At 62.7% G+C, this 15627-nt stretch carries 8 protein-coding genes; 6 read left to right on the plus strand and 2 right to left on the minus strand.

All coding sequences use genetic code 11. From position 1 onward, the window contains the following. Positions 1 to 107: 107 nt before the first annotated feature. From plsB to ALSL_RS12825, 4 genes are all read left to right on the plus strand, one after another. The gene (gene plsB / locus ALSL_RS12810; RefSeq protein ID WP_425478990.1) at positions 108 to 2771 is read left to right on the plus strand and encodes a glycerol-3-phosphate 1-O-acyltransferase PlsB; all 2664 of its coding nucleotides are present in this window, start codon (positions 108 to 110) and stop codon (positions 2769 to 2771) included. Between the two features lie 84 nt (positions 2772 to 2855). Continuing rightward, on the plus strand, positions 2856 to 4205 hold the full coding sequence (locus ALSL_RS12815; RefSeq protein WP_126539652.1) for a metal-dependent hydrolase family protein: 1350 nt from the start codon (positions 2856 to 2858) through the stop codon (positions 4203 to 4205). Between the two features lie 145 nt (positions 4206 to 4350). Further along, positions 4351 to 5121 carry a bifunctional demethylmenaquinone methyltransferase/2-methoxy-6-polyprenyl-1,4-benzoquinol methylase UbiE gene (gene ubiE, locus ALSL_RS12820; RefSeq protein WP_126539654.1) on the plus strand — a complete coding sequence of 257 codons (771 nt, stop codon included), beginning with the start codon at positions 4351 to 4353 and terminating at the stop codon, positions 5119 to 5121. Positions 5122 to 5129: 8 nt separating this feature from the next. Beyond that, positions 5130 to 5513 (plus strand): DUF779 domain-containing protein, encoded by a 384-nt coding sequence (locus ALSL_RS12825; RefSeq protein ID WP_126539656.1) that lies wholly within the window; start codon positions 5130 to 5132, stop codon positions 5511 to 5513. A 42-nt stretch (positions 5514 to 5555) separates the two neighbouring features. Here ALSL_RS12825 and ALSL_RS12830 read toward each other — a convergent pair whose 3' ends face one another. Together ALSL_RS12830 and ALSL_RS12835 are read right to left on the minus strand one after the other, a co-directional pair. After that, positions 5556 to 7256 carry an AMP-binding protein gene (locus tag ALSL_RS12830; protein ID WP_126539658.1) on the minus strand — a complete coding sequence of 567 codons (1701 nt, stop codon included), beginning with the start codon at positions 7254 to 7256 and terminating at the stop codon, positions 5556 to 5558. A gap of 283 nt (positions 7257 to 7539) precedes the next feature. Then, entirely contained in the window at positions 7540 to 10680 is a 3141-nt protein-coding gene (locus ALSL_RS12835; protein WP_126539660.1) for an efflux RND transporter permease subunit, read from the minus strand. A 279-nt stretch (positions 10681 to 10959) separates the two neighbouring features. Here ALSL_RS12835 and ALSL_RS12840 point away from each other — a divergent pair, with 279 nt between their 5' ends. Beyond that, a complete protein-coding gene (locus tag ALSL_RS12840; protein WP_161970963.1) occupies positions 10960 to 13977 on the plus strand; it encodes a TonB-dependent receptor in 3018 nt (1005 codons plus the stop codon). Positions 13978 to 14069: 92 nt separating this feature from the next. Further along, entirely contained in the window at positions 14070 to 15623 is a 1554-nt protein-coding gene (locus tag ALSL_RS12845) for a tetratricopeptide repeat-containing sulfotransferase family protein (protein ID WP_126539662.1), read from the plus strand. Positions 15624 to 15627: the final 4 nt, after the last annotated feature.

A 15627-nucleotide genomic window follows, 5' to 3' on the forward strand; every position in this document is an offset into this window, starting at 1 on the left:
TTTCCCTTATCAAGCCGGCTTGCCCGGATGGCCCGCGCGGTTTCATCGCCCGCGGGTTTTTTTGTGGGCTGCGCGGCCGCCGCGGACGCGCCGCTACAATCCCGCCCATGGCCCAGATGACCGCAGATTCCTCCCACCGTCGCCGCGCGCCCTGGTGGTTCGTGCTGGCCGGGCGCCTGCTCGAACCGTGGGTACGCCTGCGTCGCGATCCGGCCGAGCCGGCCAGCCTGCTCAAGCCCGGCGTGCCGGTGTGCTACGTGATCGAGCGCGACGGCCTTTCCGATGCGCTGATCCTGGAGCGCGCCTGCCGCGAGGCCGGCCTGCCCTCGCCGCTGCAGCCGCTGGCCGGCACCCGCCGGCGCCGCTCGGTGTTCGCACTGGCCCACCGCGACGGCTGGCTGTTCGGACGGCGCCACCGGCGCATGCCCGACCAGCTGCTGCGGCAATTGCTGGACACCCTGGACGCCACGCCCGACGGCGACGTGCAGCTGGTGCCGGTGGCGATCTACGTCGGCCGCGCGCCCGGGCGCGAGGAAGGCTGGTTCCGCGTGCTGTTTTCCGAGAACTGGGTGATGGTCGGCGGTTTCCGGCGCCTGCTCGCGCTGCTGCTCAACGGCCGCGACACGGTGGTGCACTTTTCCGCCCCGGTGTCGCTGCGCGCGATCCGCGCCGAATCCGGCGCAATGCCGCCGGAACGGCTGTCGCGCAAGATGGCACGCGTGCTGCGCACGCATTTCCGGCGCATCCGCGCGGCGGTGATCGGCCCGGATCTCTCCCACCGGCGCACGGTGGTCGACGCCGTGCTCAATGCCGAGCCGGTGCGGCAGGCCATCGCCGCCACCGCCGCCCGCGAACGCATCCCCTACGCCAAGGCCTGGCGGCGCGCACACAAGCTGATTCTGGAGATCGCGGCGGACTATTCGCATCCGGTGGTGCGTTCGGTCTCCTCGCTGCTGTCCAATTTCTGGAACAAGCTCTACGACGGCATCGCCATGCACCACTTCGACAAGGCGCGCGCCGCGGCGCCCGGGTACGAAGTGATCTACGTGCCGAGCCACCGCAGCCATGCCGATTACCTGCTGCTCTCCTACCAGCTGCACGTGTCCGGCGTGGTGGTGCCGCACATCGCCGCCGGCGTCAACCTCAACCTGCCGGTGGTCGGGCCGATCCTGCGCCGCGGCGGCGCGTTCTTCCTGCGCCGCAGCTTCGCCGGCAACGCGCTGTATTCGGTGATCTTCAACGAATACGTGGCGCAGCTGATCGAGCGCGGCGTGCCGATGGAGTACTTCATCGAGGGCGGCCGGTCGCGCACCGGGCGTCTGCTCGCGCCGCGCTCGGGCATGTTGATGATGACCGTGCGCGCCTTCCTGCGTGCGCCGCACCGGCCCATCCTGTTCCAGCCGGTGTACATCGGCTACGAGAAGCTGATGGAAGGCAAGAGCTACATCGGCGAGCTGTCCGGCAAGCCGAAGGAAAAGGAATCCCTGCTCGGCCTGATCAAGGGACTCAAGGTGCTGCGCCAGCGCTACGGCCACGTCGCGCTCAATTTCGGCGAGCCGATCGAACTCATTCCCGAACTCGAGGCGGCAAGCGCGAACTGGCGCGCGGCCACGGGCGATCCGGAAGCCAAGCCCGAGTGGCTGGCGCCGCTGGTGGACCGGCTCGCGGAAAAGATCCAGATCAACGTCAACCGCGCCGCCGACGTCAACCCGATCAACCTGCTCGCGCTGGCCCTGCTCGGCACGCCCAAGCACGCGATGGCCGAGAACGACCTGCTCGCCCAGCTCGAGCTCACCCGCGCCTTCCTCGTCGAGCTGCCCTATTCGGACCGCGTCACCGTCACCGCGCTCGAACCGGCGGCGATGATCGCCTATGGCGAGCAGATGGGCTGGATCCGCCGCGTCCGGCATCCGCTCGGCGACGTGCTGCTGGCCGACGACGAACCGGCGGTGCTGCTGTCCTATTTCCGCAACAACGTGCTGCACCTCATGGCCACCGCGGCGTGGGTGGCCTGCTGCTTCCTCAACAACCGGCGCATGTCGCGCGCCTCGGTGATCCGGCTCGGACGGATCATCTACCCCTTCATCCAGGGCGAGCTGTTCCTGCCCTGGGATACCGACGGCTTCGCCGCGCAGCTGCAGGCCACCGTGGATTTCTTCCTGCGCCGCGGCTTGCTCGAATCGAGCGGCGAGGGCCGCCTGCTGGAACGCGGACCGGGCCAGGACGACGGCGCCTTCCGCCTGCGGGTGATCGCGCGCAGCCTGATCCAAGCCTTCGAGCGCTACTACATCGCCATCGCCGCGCTGGTGCGCAGCGGCCCGCACCGCTTGAGCGCCGGCGAGCTGGAGACCACCTGCACGCTGATCGCGCAGCGACTCTCGCTGCTCAGCGAAGAGGCGGCGCCGGAGTTCTTCGACAAGGCGCTGTTCCGCGGCTTCATCCGCAAACTGCGCGAACAGCGCGTGGTGTGGACCGACCCGAACGGCAAGCTCGACTACGCCGAGGCGCTGGAGGACATGGTGCGCGACGCGCGGGTGATCCTCTCCCGCGACGTGCGCCATTCCATCCTCAAGATCGCCGGCAGCGGCGACCGCGCCCCGCCCGCGCCGCCTGCGACTGCGGGCGCCGCGCCGGCAGTCACCGATGCGGTTGCCGAAATTCCGGACGGCGAAGTCGCCGCCGCCCTGCACGAGCGCCATGTCGCCGCCGAACACTTGCGTCACGAGCGCGAACACCACGAAGACGGACCGCAGCCGCCCGCGCAGGAGTGACGGAAGTCACGGCGCCGCAGCGTTCTCCATTGCCTATGATGGCCCCTGCATCCGCAGGATGCCTTTCCTAAAGGGGACCCTTGCATGTCGCATCGCCATCTCGTCACGCCGTTGCACTGTCTCGCCTTGGCACTCGTCGCGGCAGGCCTTCCCGCTGTGGCGGCTGCAGAGCCGAATCTGACCGTGTTGCATTGCGCACATTTGTTCGATCCCACTGCCGGAAAACTGCTGGGCGAAACCACCGTGGTCGTCGCGAATGGCAAGGTGCAAAAGGTGGCGGCCGGCAGACTCGACGAAACGACCTTGCAGAGCGGCAACGCCAACGTACGCAGCGTCGATCTTCCCGGCGCCACCTGTCTGCCCGGCCTCATCGATGCCCATACCCATCTCACCTCGGAGACCAGTCCCACCGGCTATACCGATCAATTCCGCTGGAACGTCGCCGATTACGCCATTCGCGCCACCGTCTACGCGCGCCGTACCTTGCTGGCTGGCTTCACCACGGTGCGCAATCTGGGTGATGGCGCCAACGAGTCCATCGCATTGCGTAACGCGATCAATGCGGGGATCGTGCCCGGTCCACGTATTTTCACTGCGGGCAAGGCAATCGGTTCGACCGGAGGACATGCCGATCCCACCGATGGTTATCGCGCCGACCTCGCCGGTGATCCGGGCCCCAAGGACGGCATCATCAACGGTACCGCCGATGCCTTAAAAGCCGTGCGCCAGCACTACAAGGATGGCGCCGACGTCATCAAGATCATGCCTTCCGGCGGCGTCTTGGACGAAAGCCGCAGCGCGGACAACGCCCAAATGACCCTGGAGGAGATCAAGGCCGTGGTCGATGCCGCACACGATTACGGCTTCACCGTCGCCGCTCATGCCCACGGTGCCGAAGCGATCCGCCGGGCGGTGCTGGCCGGCGTGGATTCCATCGAGCACGGCACCTTCATGAGCGAGGAAGACATGCGACTCATGAAGGCGCATGGCACTTGGTATGTCCCCACCATCATCGCGGGCAAATACGTCGAGACGATGGCCGCCAAACCCGGCTATTACCCATCGCAGGTCGCGGCCAAGGCGCGCCTAGTCGGTCCTGCGATTCAAGCCACCGTGGGCAAGGCCTATCACGCCGGCGTACGTATCGCCTTCGGTACCGACGCGGCGGTCTATCCGCATGGTCAGAACGCCAAGGAATTCGAATACCTGGTCCAGGCTGGACTACCGCCGGTCGCGGCCTTGCAGGCGGCCACCACCCATGCGGCTGAACTTTTGCATCAGCAAGACACCCTCGGCCGCATCGCCGAAGGTTTCACGGCCGACGTGGTGGCAGTCCCCGGTAATCCGCTCGACGACATCACCTTGATGCAGAAAGTGGACTTCGTCATGAAAGATGGCGTGGTCTACAAAATGCCCGGCTCAACCACCGATTGAAGCCGGTGCATAAGGTCCATGTCGGTGAAAGGTGCGGGGTCGTCCCATGGCGCCGACGTCTTGCACCGGCTTGGGCCACAAGCAAGGCAGCACCAGTACCTTCTTTTAAGGACGCGTCCGTCGATGATCGGCTAGCATGGGCCGCATGAACAAGCCAGGTCACCCTTCCGCCGAGACTGCCACCACCCACTTCGGCTACCGCGAGGTGCCGGTCCAGGAGAAACAGCGGCTGGTCGGGCGCGTGTTCACCTCGGTGGCGCGCCGCTACGACCTCATGAACGACCTGATGTCGTTCGGCATTCACCGGCTGTGGAAGCGCCACTTCGTCGCGGTGAGCGGCATCCGCCCGGGCGATTGCGTGCTCGACCTGGCCGGCGGGACCGGCGACATCGCCGCGCTGCTCAAGCCCGTGGTGGGCGATCGCGGCCAGATCGTCGTCGGCGACATCAACGCGGCGATGCTCGGCATCGGCCGCGACCGGCTCACCGACCGTGGTCTGGTCGGCGGGCTGGCCTATGCCCAGCTCAACGCCGAATGCCTGCCGTTTCCGGAGGCGAGTTTCGATGCGGTGACCATGGCCTTCGGCCTGCGCAACGTCACCGACAAGGACCGGGCGCTGGCGGAGATCCGGCGCGTGCTCAAGCCCGGCGGCCGCGCGCTGATCCTGGAGTTCAGCCGCGTGCGCGGCGAGCTGCTCGGCAAGCTCTACGACTTCCACTCCTTCGCCGTGCTGCCGCGCCTGGGCCAGGTGTTCGCCGGCGATGCGGACAGCTATCGCTATCTCGCCGAGTCGATCCGCAAGCATCCGGACCAGGAGACGCTCAAGGCGATGATGACGCGCGCCGGTTTCGACCATGTCGAGGTGCGCAACCTCAACCAGGGCATCGTCGCCATCCACAAGGGTTTCCGTTACTGAGCCAGACCATGAACACCGTCCAGGCACCCGACCGCGTGCTCGCCACACCCGCCGCCGAGGCGCTGATCGGCGAGCTGCGCGGCGAATACGGCCCGCTGCTGTTCCATCAATCGGGCGGCTGCTGCGACGGCTCCTCGCCGATGTGCTATCCGCAGGGCGACTTCCTGGTCGGCGATGGCGACGTGCTGCTGGGCGAGATCGGCGGCGCGCCGTTCTACATCAGCAGGCCGCAGTTCGAATACTGGAAGCACACCCAGCTCATCATCGACGTGGTGCCGGGGCGCGGCGGCATGTTCTCGCTGGAAAACGGCCGCGGCGTGCGCTTCCTGACCCGCTCGCGCCTGTTCACCGACGAGGAGATCGAGGCGCTGAAGGCCGCCGGGCGGTTCTAGCGCCCCTCGCCTTAAGCGCCGGGCTGGGCGGCGCCGCCCGGCTCAATCCTTCCCGGCCCCTTCCTTGCGCCGCGCGAGTTCCTCGGCCATCGCCTGGCGCATCAGGTATTTCTGCACCTTGCCGGTCACCGTCATCGGGAAGGCATCCACGAACCGCACGTAATGCGGCACCTTGAAGTAGGCCAGCCGGTGCCGGCAGTAGTCCTGGATCTCGGCCTCGGTGACCTGCGCGCCCTCGCGCAACTGGACCCAGGCGCAGACCTGCTCGCCGAACTTGGGGTCGGGCACGCCGAACACCTGCACGTCCAGCACGTGCGGATGGGTGTAGAGGAACTCCTCGATCTCGCGCGGATAGACGTTCTCGCCGCCGCGGATGATCATGTCCTTCAGCCGACCGACGATGCGGCAATAGCCGTCCTCGTCGATGGTGGCGAGGTCGCCGGTGTGCATCCAGCGTGCCTCGTCGAGCACCTCGCGGGTGCGCTCCGGGTCCTGCCAGTAACCGCGCATCACCGAATAGCCGCGCGTGCACAGCTCGCCGGTGACGCCGCGCGGCACGATGTGCCCGCTCTCGTCGACGAGCTTGACCTCGAGGTGCGGATGGACGCGGCCGACGCTGTCCACCCGGCGTTCCAGCGGATCCTCTGGCACGGTCTGGAAGCTCACCGGGCTGGTTTCGGTCATGCCGTAGCAGATGGTCACCTCGCTCATGTGCATCTCGTTGACCACCCGCCGCATGATCTCTTCCGGACACGGCGAGCCGGCCATGATGCCGGTGCGCAGGCTGGACAGATCGAACTGGCGGAAGCGCGGATGCTCGAGCTCGGCGATGAACATCGTCGGCACGCCGTGCAGGCCGGTGCAGCGCTCGGCCGCCACCGTTTCCAGCGTGGTTTCCGGATCGAAACCCTCGCCCGGGATCACCATGCAGGCGCCATGGGTGACGCAGGCCATGTTGCCGAGCACCATGCCGAAGCAGTGGTAGAACGGCACCGGGATGCACAGGCGGTCGGCCGGGGTGAGGTGCATGCCCTCGCCGACGAAAAAGCCGTTGTTGACGATGTTGTGGTGGGTGAGCGTGGCGCCCTTGGGCGAGCCGGTGGTGCCGGAGGTGAACTGGATGTTGACCGGGTCGTCGAAGGAAAGATCGGCCTCGACCTGGCGCAGCCGCGCATAGGCCGGGGCATCGGCCAGCGCGCCGAGCTCGTGCCAGGCCCGCGTGCCCGGCGCGGCCTCCTCGTCGAGCAGGATCACCTCGCGCAGGTCCGGCAGCCGCGCGGCGCGCAGCCGGCCGGGTGCTGCCGCCGGCAGTTCGGGCGCGAGCTCGGTCAGCAGCTCCAGGTAATGCGAGGTCTTGAAACGCCGCGACAGCACCAGCGCACGGCAGCCGACCTGCTTGAGCGCGTATTCGAGCTCGTGGGTGCGGTAGGCCGGATTGATGTTGACCAGGATCAGCCCGGCCTTGGGCGCGGCGAACTGCAGCACCACCCATTCGGCGCGGTTGGGCGCCCAGATGCCGATGCGGTCACCCGGATCGAGCCCGAGCGCCAGCAGGCCGGCGGCGACGCGTTCGACCTCGGCATGAAAAGCGCGGTAGTCCAGCCGCACATGCTGCGCCCGCACGATGAGCGCGGGGCGGTCCGGATGGGTGGCGGCGATGCGGTCGAGCAGCGTGCCCATGGTCTCGCCGAGCAGCGGCTTGGTGCTCGCCCCGTTGACGTAACTCGGTGCGATCTGGCTCATGGTTGCGGCCCCCGGCTGGCTGGACTTCCATGAGCATAGCCGAGCCGCGCGCAGGCGGCGCCGCTTCATCGAACCGGCAGCCGGGTCTGCGCTGGCCAGGCCGAGCACGCATCCTCCAGGCGGCGCGCGTGCTCGAGCCGCGCTTGGAATGTCGACATACCCACGCGGTGACCGCACCCGCAACCGACCAGACGTTGACACACGACCCATTCAACGCATGGGTGCCTGCAAACCGCGGCCGCCGCGTCAGGCTGGTCTATCTGCCAACCGGCATCGGCCTTTTTCAGGAAGGGTGCACGCCCCGCGCCTGCCGTCGCGCCTGCCGGGCCGCCTTGCGTTCGCGTCGGTCGTGGAACCACAGGTACATCGCCGGCGTGCTGAGCAGGGTCAACAGCTGGGAGACCAGCAAGCCGCCGAGGATGGCAATGCCGAGCGGTCGACGCATCTCCGCACCCGCGCCGAAACCGAGCGCCAGCGGCAGCGCCGCGCCCATCGCCACCAGGGTGGTCATGGTGATCGGCCGGAACCGCACCCGCGCGGCCTGCATGATCGCCGTCGGCGGGTCGAGCCCCTGCTCACGCTCGGCGACCAGGGCGAAATCCACCATCAGGATCGCGTTTTTCTTCACGATGCCGATCAGCATCAACACCGCGATCACCGACATCAGGGTGAGCTGGGTGTGCGTGATCAGCATCGCCAGGAAGGCGCCCATGCCGGCCGCCGGCAGCGTCGAAAGAATGGTCAGCGGGTGGACCAGGCTTTCGTAGAGCACGCCGAGCACGAGATACATCGCCGCGATCACCGCGCCGAACAGCAGCAGCGCGTGGCCGAGCGCCTCGACCAGATTCTGGTTCTCCCCCGTGTAGCGCTTGCGCACGCCGGGCGGCAGGTGCGCGGCCAGCATCGCCTGCTCGATCCGCTGCATGCCCTCGGCCGGCGTCACCCCGTCGGCCAGGTTGTAGCTGACCGAGGCGGCCTCGATCTGGTCGTAGTGCTCGATGCTGACCGGCGCGATGGCCGCGCGCAGCCGGGCCATGGCCGAGAGCGGGATCATCAGCCCCTGCGCGTTGCGCACGTAGGTGTTGAGCAACGCCTCGGGGCTCGCGCTGTCGGCCTTGGTCGAGGCGAGCACGACGCGGTAGGCGTTGATGTCGGTATACACGGTGGAGGCGAAGCTCTGTCCGAAGGCGTCCAGCAGCGCCTCGTCGATCTGGCCCATGCCCACCTGCAGGCGTGCGGCGCGCTGCCGATCGACGTCGAGCCGCCACTGCTTGCCGATGCTGTCGAAGCTGCTGCCGACGTCGCGGAACTGCGGCATCCCGCGCATCACCCGCGCCAGCGCCAGCGTGGGCTGCTGCAGCGGCGTGCCGTCGATGCTGTCGAGCTGGAAGCTGTACTGGCCCTGGCGGCCGCCTCCTCCGCCGCCGCCGCCATTGATGAACTGCACCGCGCTCACCGCGACATCGAGATCGGGCAGCGCCTTGAAGCGCTCGCCCAGCCGATCGACCACCGCCTGCGCCGACTCACGGCGCTGGCCGGCGCCGTCACCCCGCGGCTTGAGGTCGACGAACAGGTCGGCGGTGTTGCCGACCGCGCCGATGTTGCCGCCCAGAAAGGCGGAGACGTCCAGCACCGCCGGATCGGCGCCGAACACCGCGGCGATCTCCTGCGTGCGCCGGGCCAGAAGCCGGGGCGACACGTTGGCATCGGCGCTGATGTGCGCCTGAATGAGCCCGGTGTCCTCGCGCGGCATCAACCCGCCGCCGGCCGTCCTGACCACGAGCACCGCCAGCAGCAGGGTCATCAGCAGCAGGATCGGCGCCTGCCAGCGCATCAGCCGCCGATGCCGCATGGCCCAGGTCAACGCGCGCTCGTACAGGTGCAGACAACCCGCGTCGAAGCGTTGCGCCCAGCGCGCGAGCCGGCCGGACTCGGCGTCGCTTGGCCCGGCGGCGAGCCAGTGTCCGCACAGGGCCGGCGTCAGCGTCAGCGACACCAGCGCCGAGATGACGATGGTCGCCACCAGGGTGACGGAGAACTCGCGCATCAGCATGACGAACACGTTGTGGCCGAACACCATCGGCGCGAACACCGCGATCAGCGACAGCGTGATCGAGACGACGGTGAAGCCGATCTCGCGCACGCCGATCACCGCCGCCGGCACCGCCGGCAGGCCTTCTTCCATGTGGCGCACGATGTTCTCGATCACCACGATCGCATCGTCGACGACGAAGCCCACGCACAGCACCAGCGCCACCAGCGAAAAGATGTTCAGCGTGAAGCCGAACAGCCACATCGTCACCATCGCCCCGGCCAGCGACAGCGGCACGCTGAACATGGCGATCACCGTGGGCCGCGTGCGGCGCAGGAACACCAGCATCACCAGCGCCACCATGACCACGCTCATCAGCAACGCCACCTCCACCTCGTGCAGCGCCGACACCGTGGTCGGCGTAAGGTCGAAGATCGGCGTGATGGCCACGTCCGCCGGCAACAGACGCTGCAACGCCGGCAGGCGTTCGCGGATGGCGGCCACCGTCGCCACCGCATTGGCGTCGTTGCGCTTGCTGACCTGCAGCAGCACCGCCCGGCGGCCGTTGAACCAGGCGGCCGCATAGCGATCCTCCTGACCCTCGTCGATGGTGGCCACGTCCGCCAGCCGCACCGGCGTACCCGCGCGGCTGGCGATGACAAGATCGGCGAAATCCCGCGCATCGTGCAGCGCATCGTTGGCCAGCAGCGTCACCTGGGTGATGCCGTTGCTCAGCGTCCCCTGCGGGGCGGTGACGTTGGCCGCACGCAGCGCGTTGGCGACGTCGTTGGCGGTGATGCCGGCATGCGCCAGCGCGCCGGTATTGAGCGCGATGCGGATCGCGCGCGGCGTGCCGCCACCGATCTGCACCTGCGCCACGCCGGGAATCTGCGCCACCGCCGGCTTGAGCAGCGTGTCGGTGAGGTCATAGAGCCGCTCCGGCGGCAGGCTGGTCGAACTCAAGGCCACCAGCAGGACCGGGATCTGCGAACTGTCCGCCTTGAAATAGCTGGGCGGGCTGGGCATGCCCGAGGGCAGGTCGGCCGCCGCGGCGTTGATCGCCGCCTGCACGTCGCGCGCGGCCTGGTCGGGGCTGCGGCCCAGGTCGAACTGCAGGCCGATCTGCGCGCCGCCCTCGGTGGCGGTGGAGGAAAGGTGGGCCACGCCGGGAATGCGACCCAGGTGCCGCTCCAGCGGCCCGACCACCGTGCTCGCCATGGTCTGCGCACTGGCTCCCGGCAACTGCGCGAACACGCCGATGAAGGGGAACTCGATCGATGGAAAGGCCGCCACCCCCAGCAGCAGATAGGCCCACACCCCCGCGATGCCCAGGCCGATGGCCAGCAGCGAGGTGCCGATCGGACGGCGGATCATCGGCGCGAACAGGTTCATGACGCCTTATGCCGCATCGGCCGCCGGCCGGCATGTGCCGCAAGTCCGGTGGCGGCCCGACGACCGCGGGTCGTCGATGCGGGTCCCCGAGGCGCGGGCGTCAGGCAAGTGCTAAAAAAACGTTGACAGCCTCCAGAGGGGGGCCTACCGTTACGTAACGTACGTGCCAAAAGGGTGTGTTAGGCACGTGCAAAGGCCGGGCCGCAGGAACAGCGCGAGCTCACGGCGCATCCGCGAGGCACGTTCAGCGTGCCATGTTCAATTTTGGGGAGATTTTCCATGGGTAAAAACACCAAGACCATGCCGCTGCGTCGAACCGCGCTCGCGATCGCCGTGGGTCTCGGCTTCGGCGCCACGGCGTACGCACAGTCCACCACGGGATCCATAGCCGGCCAGGCACCCGCGGCGCCCGGTGAAACCGTCGTAATCACAAGCGCCACCGGTCTTTCTCGCGAGGTGCAAGTCGATAATACCGGACGCTACAGGGTCGATAATCTTCCGGTCGGCACCTATACCGTCTCGCTTAAGCGTGATGGGGCAGTCATCAGCACGCAGGAAGGGGTGCGCGTTTCTTCGGGCGGCTCAACGGGTATCAATTTTACCGCGGCCTCACCCACCCAAAGCACACAACTAGGTGCGGTAACGGTGTCGGCAAATGCCATGCCGCCGATTGACGTTTCCAGCGTCAATTCAAGCACGATCATCACGGCCGCCGATCTGGCCAGATTGCCGCTCGACCGCAGCGCCGAAGCCATTGCCCTGCTTGCACCTGGCGCCGTACAAGGCAGCGGTTACTTTGCCAATGCCGTAGCCTTCGGCGGTTCCAGCGTTTCTGAGAATGCTTACTACGTCAACGGTTACAATACTGGCGAGCCCTACCGGAATATTGGCGGCTTCCAGCTTCCCTACGGCGCCATTGAGCAGCAGGAAACCTTGACGGGTGGATATGATGCCAAGTACGGCCGCTCCGACGGCGGCGTCATCAATCAGGTCGGCAAACGCGGTACGAATGATTGGCACTTTGGTGCTCAGGTTTTATGGCAACCCAAATTCCTGCAGGCTAACCCGCGCAATATTCATTACGTCAATCCCGCACTGCCCGCACCGACGGATGAACTGACTTATCAAGTCGCAGATCCCACATTGGGCACCAGACTGCATCGTTATCGCGAGGATGACAAGAAGTGGGAGACTGTATACTCGGCCTATTTGGGGGGACCACTGATCAAAGACAAATTGTTCATGTTCCTGGCCGTTGATACCACCAAGGACAATTACACTACCACGGGCTTTGATACAGCAAAAAACATCACCCATTCGGAAGACACGGATACCAAGTTCTACGGCAAGATCGACTGGAACATTACAGACAGCAATATATTCGAGTTCACCTACCTCAAAAACAACCAGACCACCAATAAGGGCTCCATTTACAGTTTCGATTATAACACCCTCAAGTCCGGCGCATATCTCTTTCCTTCGGACGAACAAAAAGACAATGCCGAATTCTTTATTGGCCACTACACCAGCTATATTACTGACGACCTTACGTTGAGTATCCTATACGGAAAGGCCAAGTTCCAAAATCCAACTTACTACGGCAATCACAGCACATTGCCTTATATTCGCTATCCCGAGTTGCAAGATCCTAGCAAATTGCCCCCAGGTGCCGATCCCGTCACAGGAGTCAATAATGCGCAAACTAATCGTCAGTGGTATTCCGATGATGCGCGCAACGGTACTCATGGCTTACGTGTCGACCTTGATTACAAACTCGGTGATCATGATCTTGCAGTGGGCATAGATAATATGTACTACAAAGCCCACAACCAAGGACCCACTCAGTACAATCCATGGGATCCAAGCATAGATTATTTCTGGCAATATCGTGCCAATGGCACCGTGCGCAAATACAGCATCGGCTGGGAAACCAGCATGACCATGCGCCAAAAAGCCTACTATGCACAAGACACATGGCAAATAACACCCAGTTTTCTGCTAAAAGTGGGCGTTCGCAACGATCATTTCACCAACTATAACGATCGTGGCATTGCCTTCGTTGATGAGAAAAACCAGTGGGAACCCCGCATTGGAGCCAGCTGGGATGTCTTCGGCGATTCGACGTTGAAAGTCTACGGCAATGCCGGCAGGTATTATCTGGCGTTGCCTGACAATGCGGCTGAACGCGCAGCCAACATATCGACATACACCTACACGACTTATTCCTATACCAGCATCGATACCAATGGTATACCTCAGGGACTGACTCCCCTCACAGGGGTACTTTCGCCTGATGGAGAATTCGGTCTACCGAAGGATCCGAAGCAGGTAACTGCTCGCAATCTGAAGCCGGAATATCTTGACGAATACATCCTCGGCTTCGACAAACAACTAGGAGAAGACTGGGTTTACGGTGCCAAAGGCACGTGGCGTGACCTCAAACAAGCTATCGATGACGAGTGCTCGGCTTATTTGATAGCCGAGAAAATGACCAAAATGGGTTTGAATCCTGACAATTATTCGGACTCCATTTATGGACCCGCTTATTGTCGACTGATCAACCCGGGCAAAACCAATAACATGCTCGTTGTTTCCAACGACGGCAAGAGCAGCGTCCTCGTACCCATGCATGCCTCCGATTGGGGATATACCCAGGGAGTCAAGCGGAAAATCGGCTCACTGAATCTGTATCTGGAACATCCATTCGACGGCAAATGGCAAGCCCGTTTTGATTACACGTTCACTCGCGGCTTCGGTAATACTGAAGGGCAAGTCCGTTCCGACTTCGGTCAGCAAGACGTATCGAAGACCGAGGATTGGGATAGCTGGCAGTTGATGCAAGGTCAAAATGGTGAGCTCTTTAACGTTCGTAAGCATCAATTCCGCTTCCGCGGCGCATACCAAGTGACTCCGGAATGGCTGATTTCTGGCATGCTACTGGCACAGTCCGGCGTACCCGAAGAATGTCTTGGTTATTACGGTCCGCATGGCACGGATGACCCCAGTGGCTACGGCGGCAATTACCACTGGTGCGGCGGTAAAATCGTTCACCCCGGTTACAAACACACACCGTGGACGAAACCTCTCAACCTGAGCGTACGTTATGCGCCGGCCTTTGCAGATCATAAGCTGGCTTTCAATGTTGACGTCTTCAACGTCTTTAATGAGCAAAAAGCCACGCAAACAGATCCACAAATGGAGCTGACTGATCCGGGTTACGTCAGTAATACATTCCATGCGCCAGTTTATTTTGAAGATGCACGCTATGTACGTCTCTCAGTTTCGTACGACTATTGACGTCGTGGCTTCTTGAGCGAAACAAAAGGAGGCCTTAGGGCCTCCTTTTTTATTCGATACAACCCGCACAAAGCCTACATGCGATCCCGACTATGACGATATTGGATAAGGCCAGAATTGCCATCGAGAGAAAAGAATGGGACAGCGCATTGCGATTATTAACCGAATGCTTACAAAAAGATCCTTTTGATGCAGAATCCAATATTCTCATAGCCGATGTTTTGTTCAGCGCAGGGCATTTTAAGGCATCAAGCGCTCCATTGCTTACAGCGACTCAGCGACTCCCAAAAAATGCTCCGCTGGTCATGGCATTGATTCAGCACTTGATCGCACGAGGTGAAATAAAACACGCTCGATATTGCCTGGATTTTATTGCTGGCGCCTCGATCCCGCCCCCTGGACTGATGCTGGCACTGGCTCACATATATTTCATGCTTGGTGAAATCAATAAAGCCCTTTCCCTTACGAAAAAGATCATAGCTACCGGCGCGATGTCGCCAAAGTTATTTCACCTTCACGCCATGCTTTTGCAATTTACAGGCGACATTGAAGGAGCTGAATCGATTATAATCCGCTGTTTCGATGCCTGGCCAGTGCATGGCGACGCCATTACGCTTTTGGTTAATCTTAAAAAGCAAACCCTCGAAAAAAACCACCTCGATCTTATAAATATCGGCCTAGACACACTCGAGAAGAACGCCTCTGCAAGAACAAGTTTCGATATGGCGCAGTACAAACATGCATTGTTCAAAAGCTACGATGACCTAGGCTCCTACGATCGCGCCTGGCAGGCACTTTCGGAATGCAATCAGATTATGCACGGACTGAATCCTTACAATAAGGTTGCTGAGGAGGACATGACCGACGCCTTGATCAATATGCCTCGCATCGAACAAAAAAATATTGCAAGGCACTCAGGCCCAATGCCTATTTTCATCGTTGGCATGCCAAGGTCCGGCACCACATTACTGGACCGCATTCTTTCCAGTCATTCGCAGGTTCAGTCCGCAGGGGAACTCATCGAGTTTTGGCGCCAATTGCATTGGGTGGCTGACGTAATACCCGCCGCGAACAAAAGCATGCTGGAAGTAATAAGGCGTGCCGCGCATATTGACTACCCAGAACTAGCATGGCGTTACCTGCACAATACACAGTGGCTTGCCCAAGGCAAGGATTTTTACATCGATAAACTGCCTGCAAATTTGCAGCTACTTCCATTCATTCGCGCCACATTTCCCGATGCCCCCATAATACATATTATTCGCGACCCCATAGATACATGTTTTTCGAATTATAAGGCTTTCTTTGGAAACGCATCATCTTACAGCTATGACCTCAAGGCCCTTGCACATTATTATGGGCAATATAAAAAAATTTCCTCGGCGTGGCGCCGACGCATGGATCAAGAAATTCTGGAAATCAATTATAGCGATCTTGTCACCGCCCCCAACAAAACCATCTCTTCAATACTCGCATATTGCCGACTGCCGTTTGAGGATAACTGTCTGCATCCTGAACTCAACCAATCACCGGTTGCCACTCCAAGCAGCGTACAGGTTCGGGAGTCCATCCATAACCGAAACTCCAATAGTTGGATGAATTACGCCTCACATCTAGACGATTTTATAAATGAAATTCTTGATTGATGGA

Origin of the sequence: Aerosticca soli (assembly GCF_003967035.1) — a bacterium.
In the GTDB taxonomy this organism is placed as follows: Bacteria; Pseudomonadota; Gammaproteobacteria; order Xanthomonadales; family Rhodanobacteraceae; genus Aerosticca; species Aerosticca soli.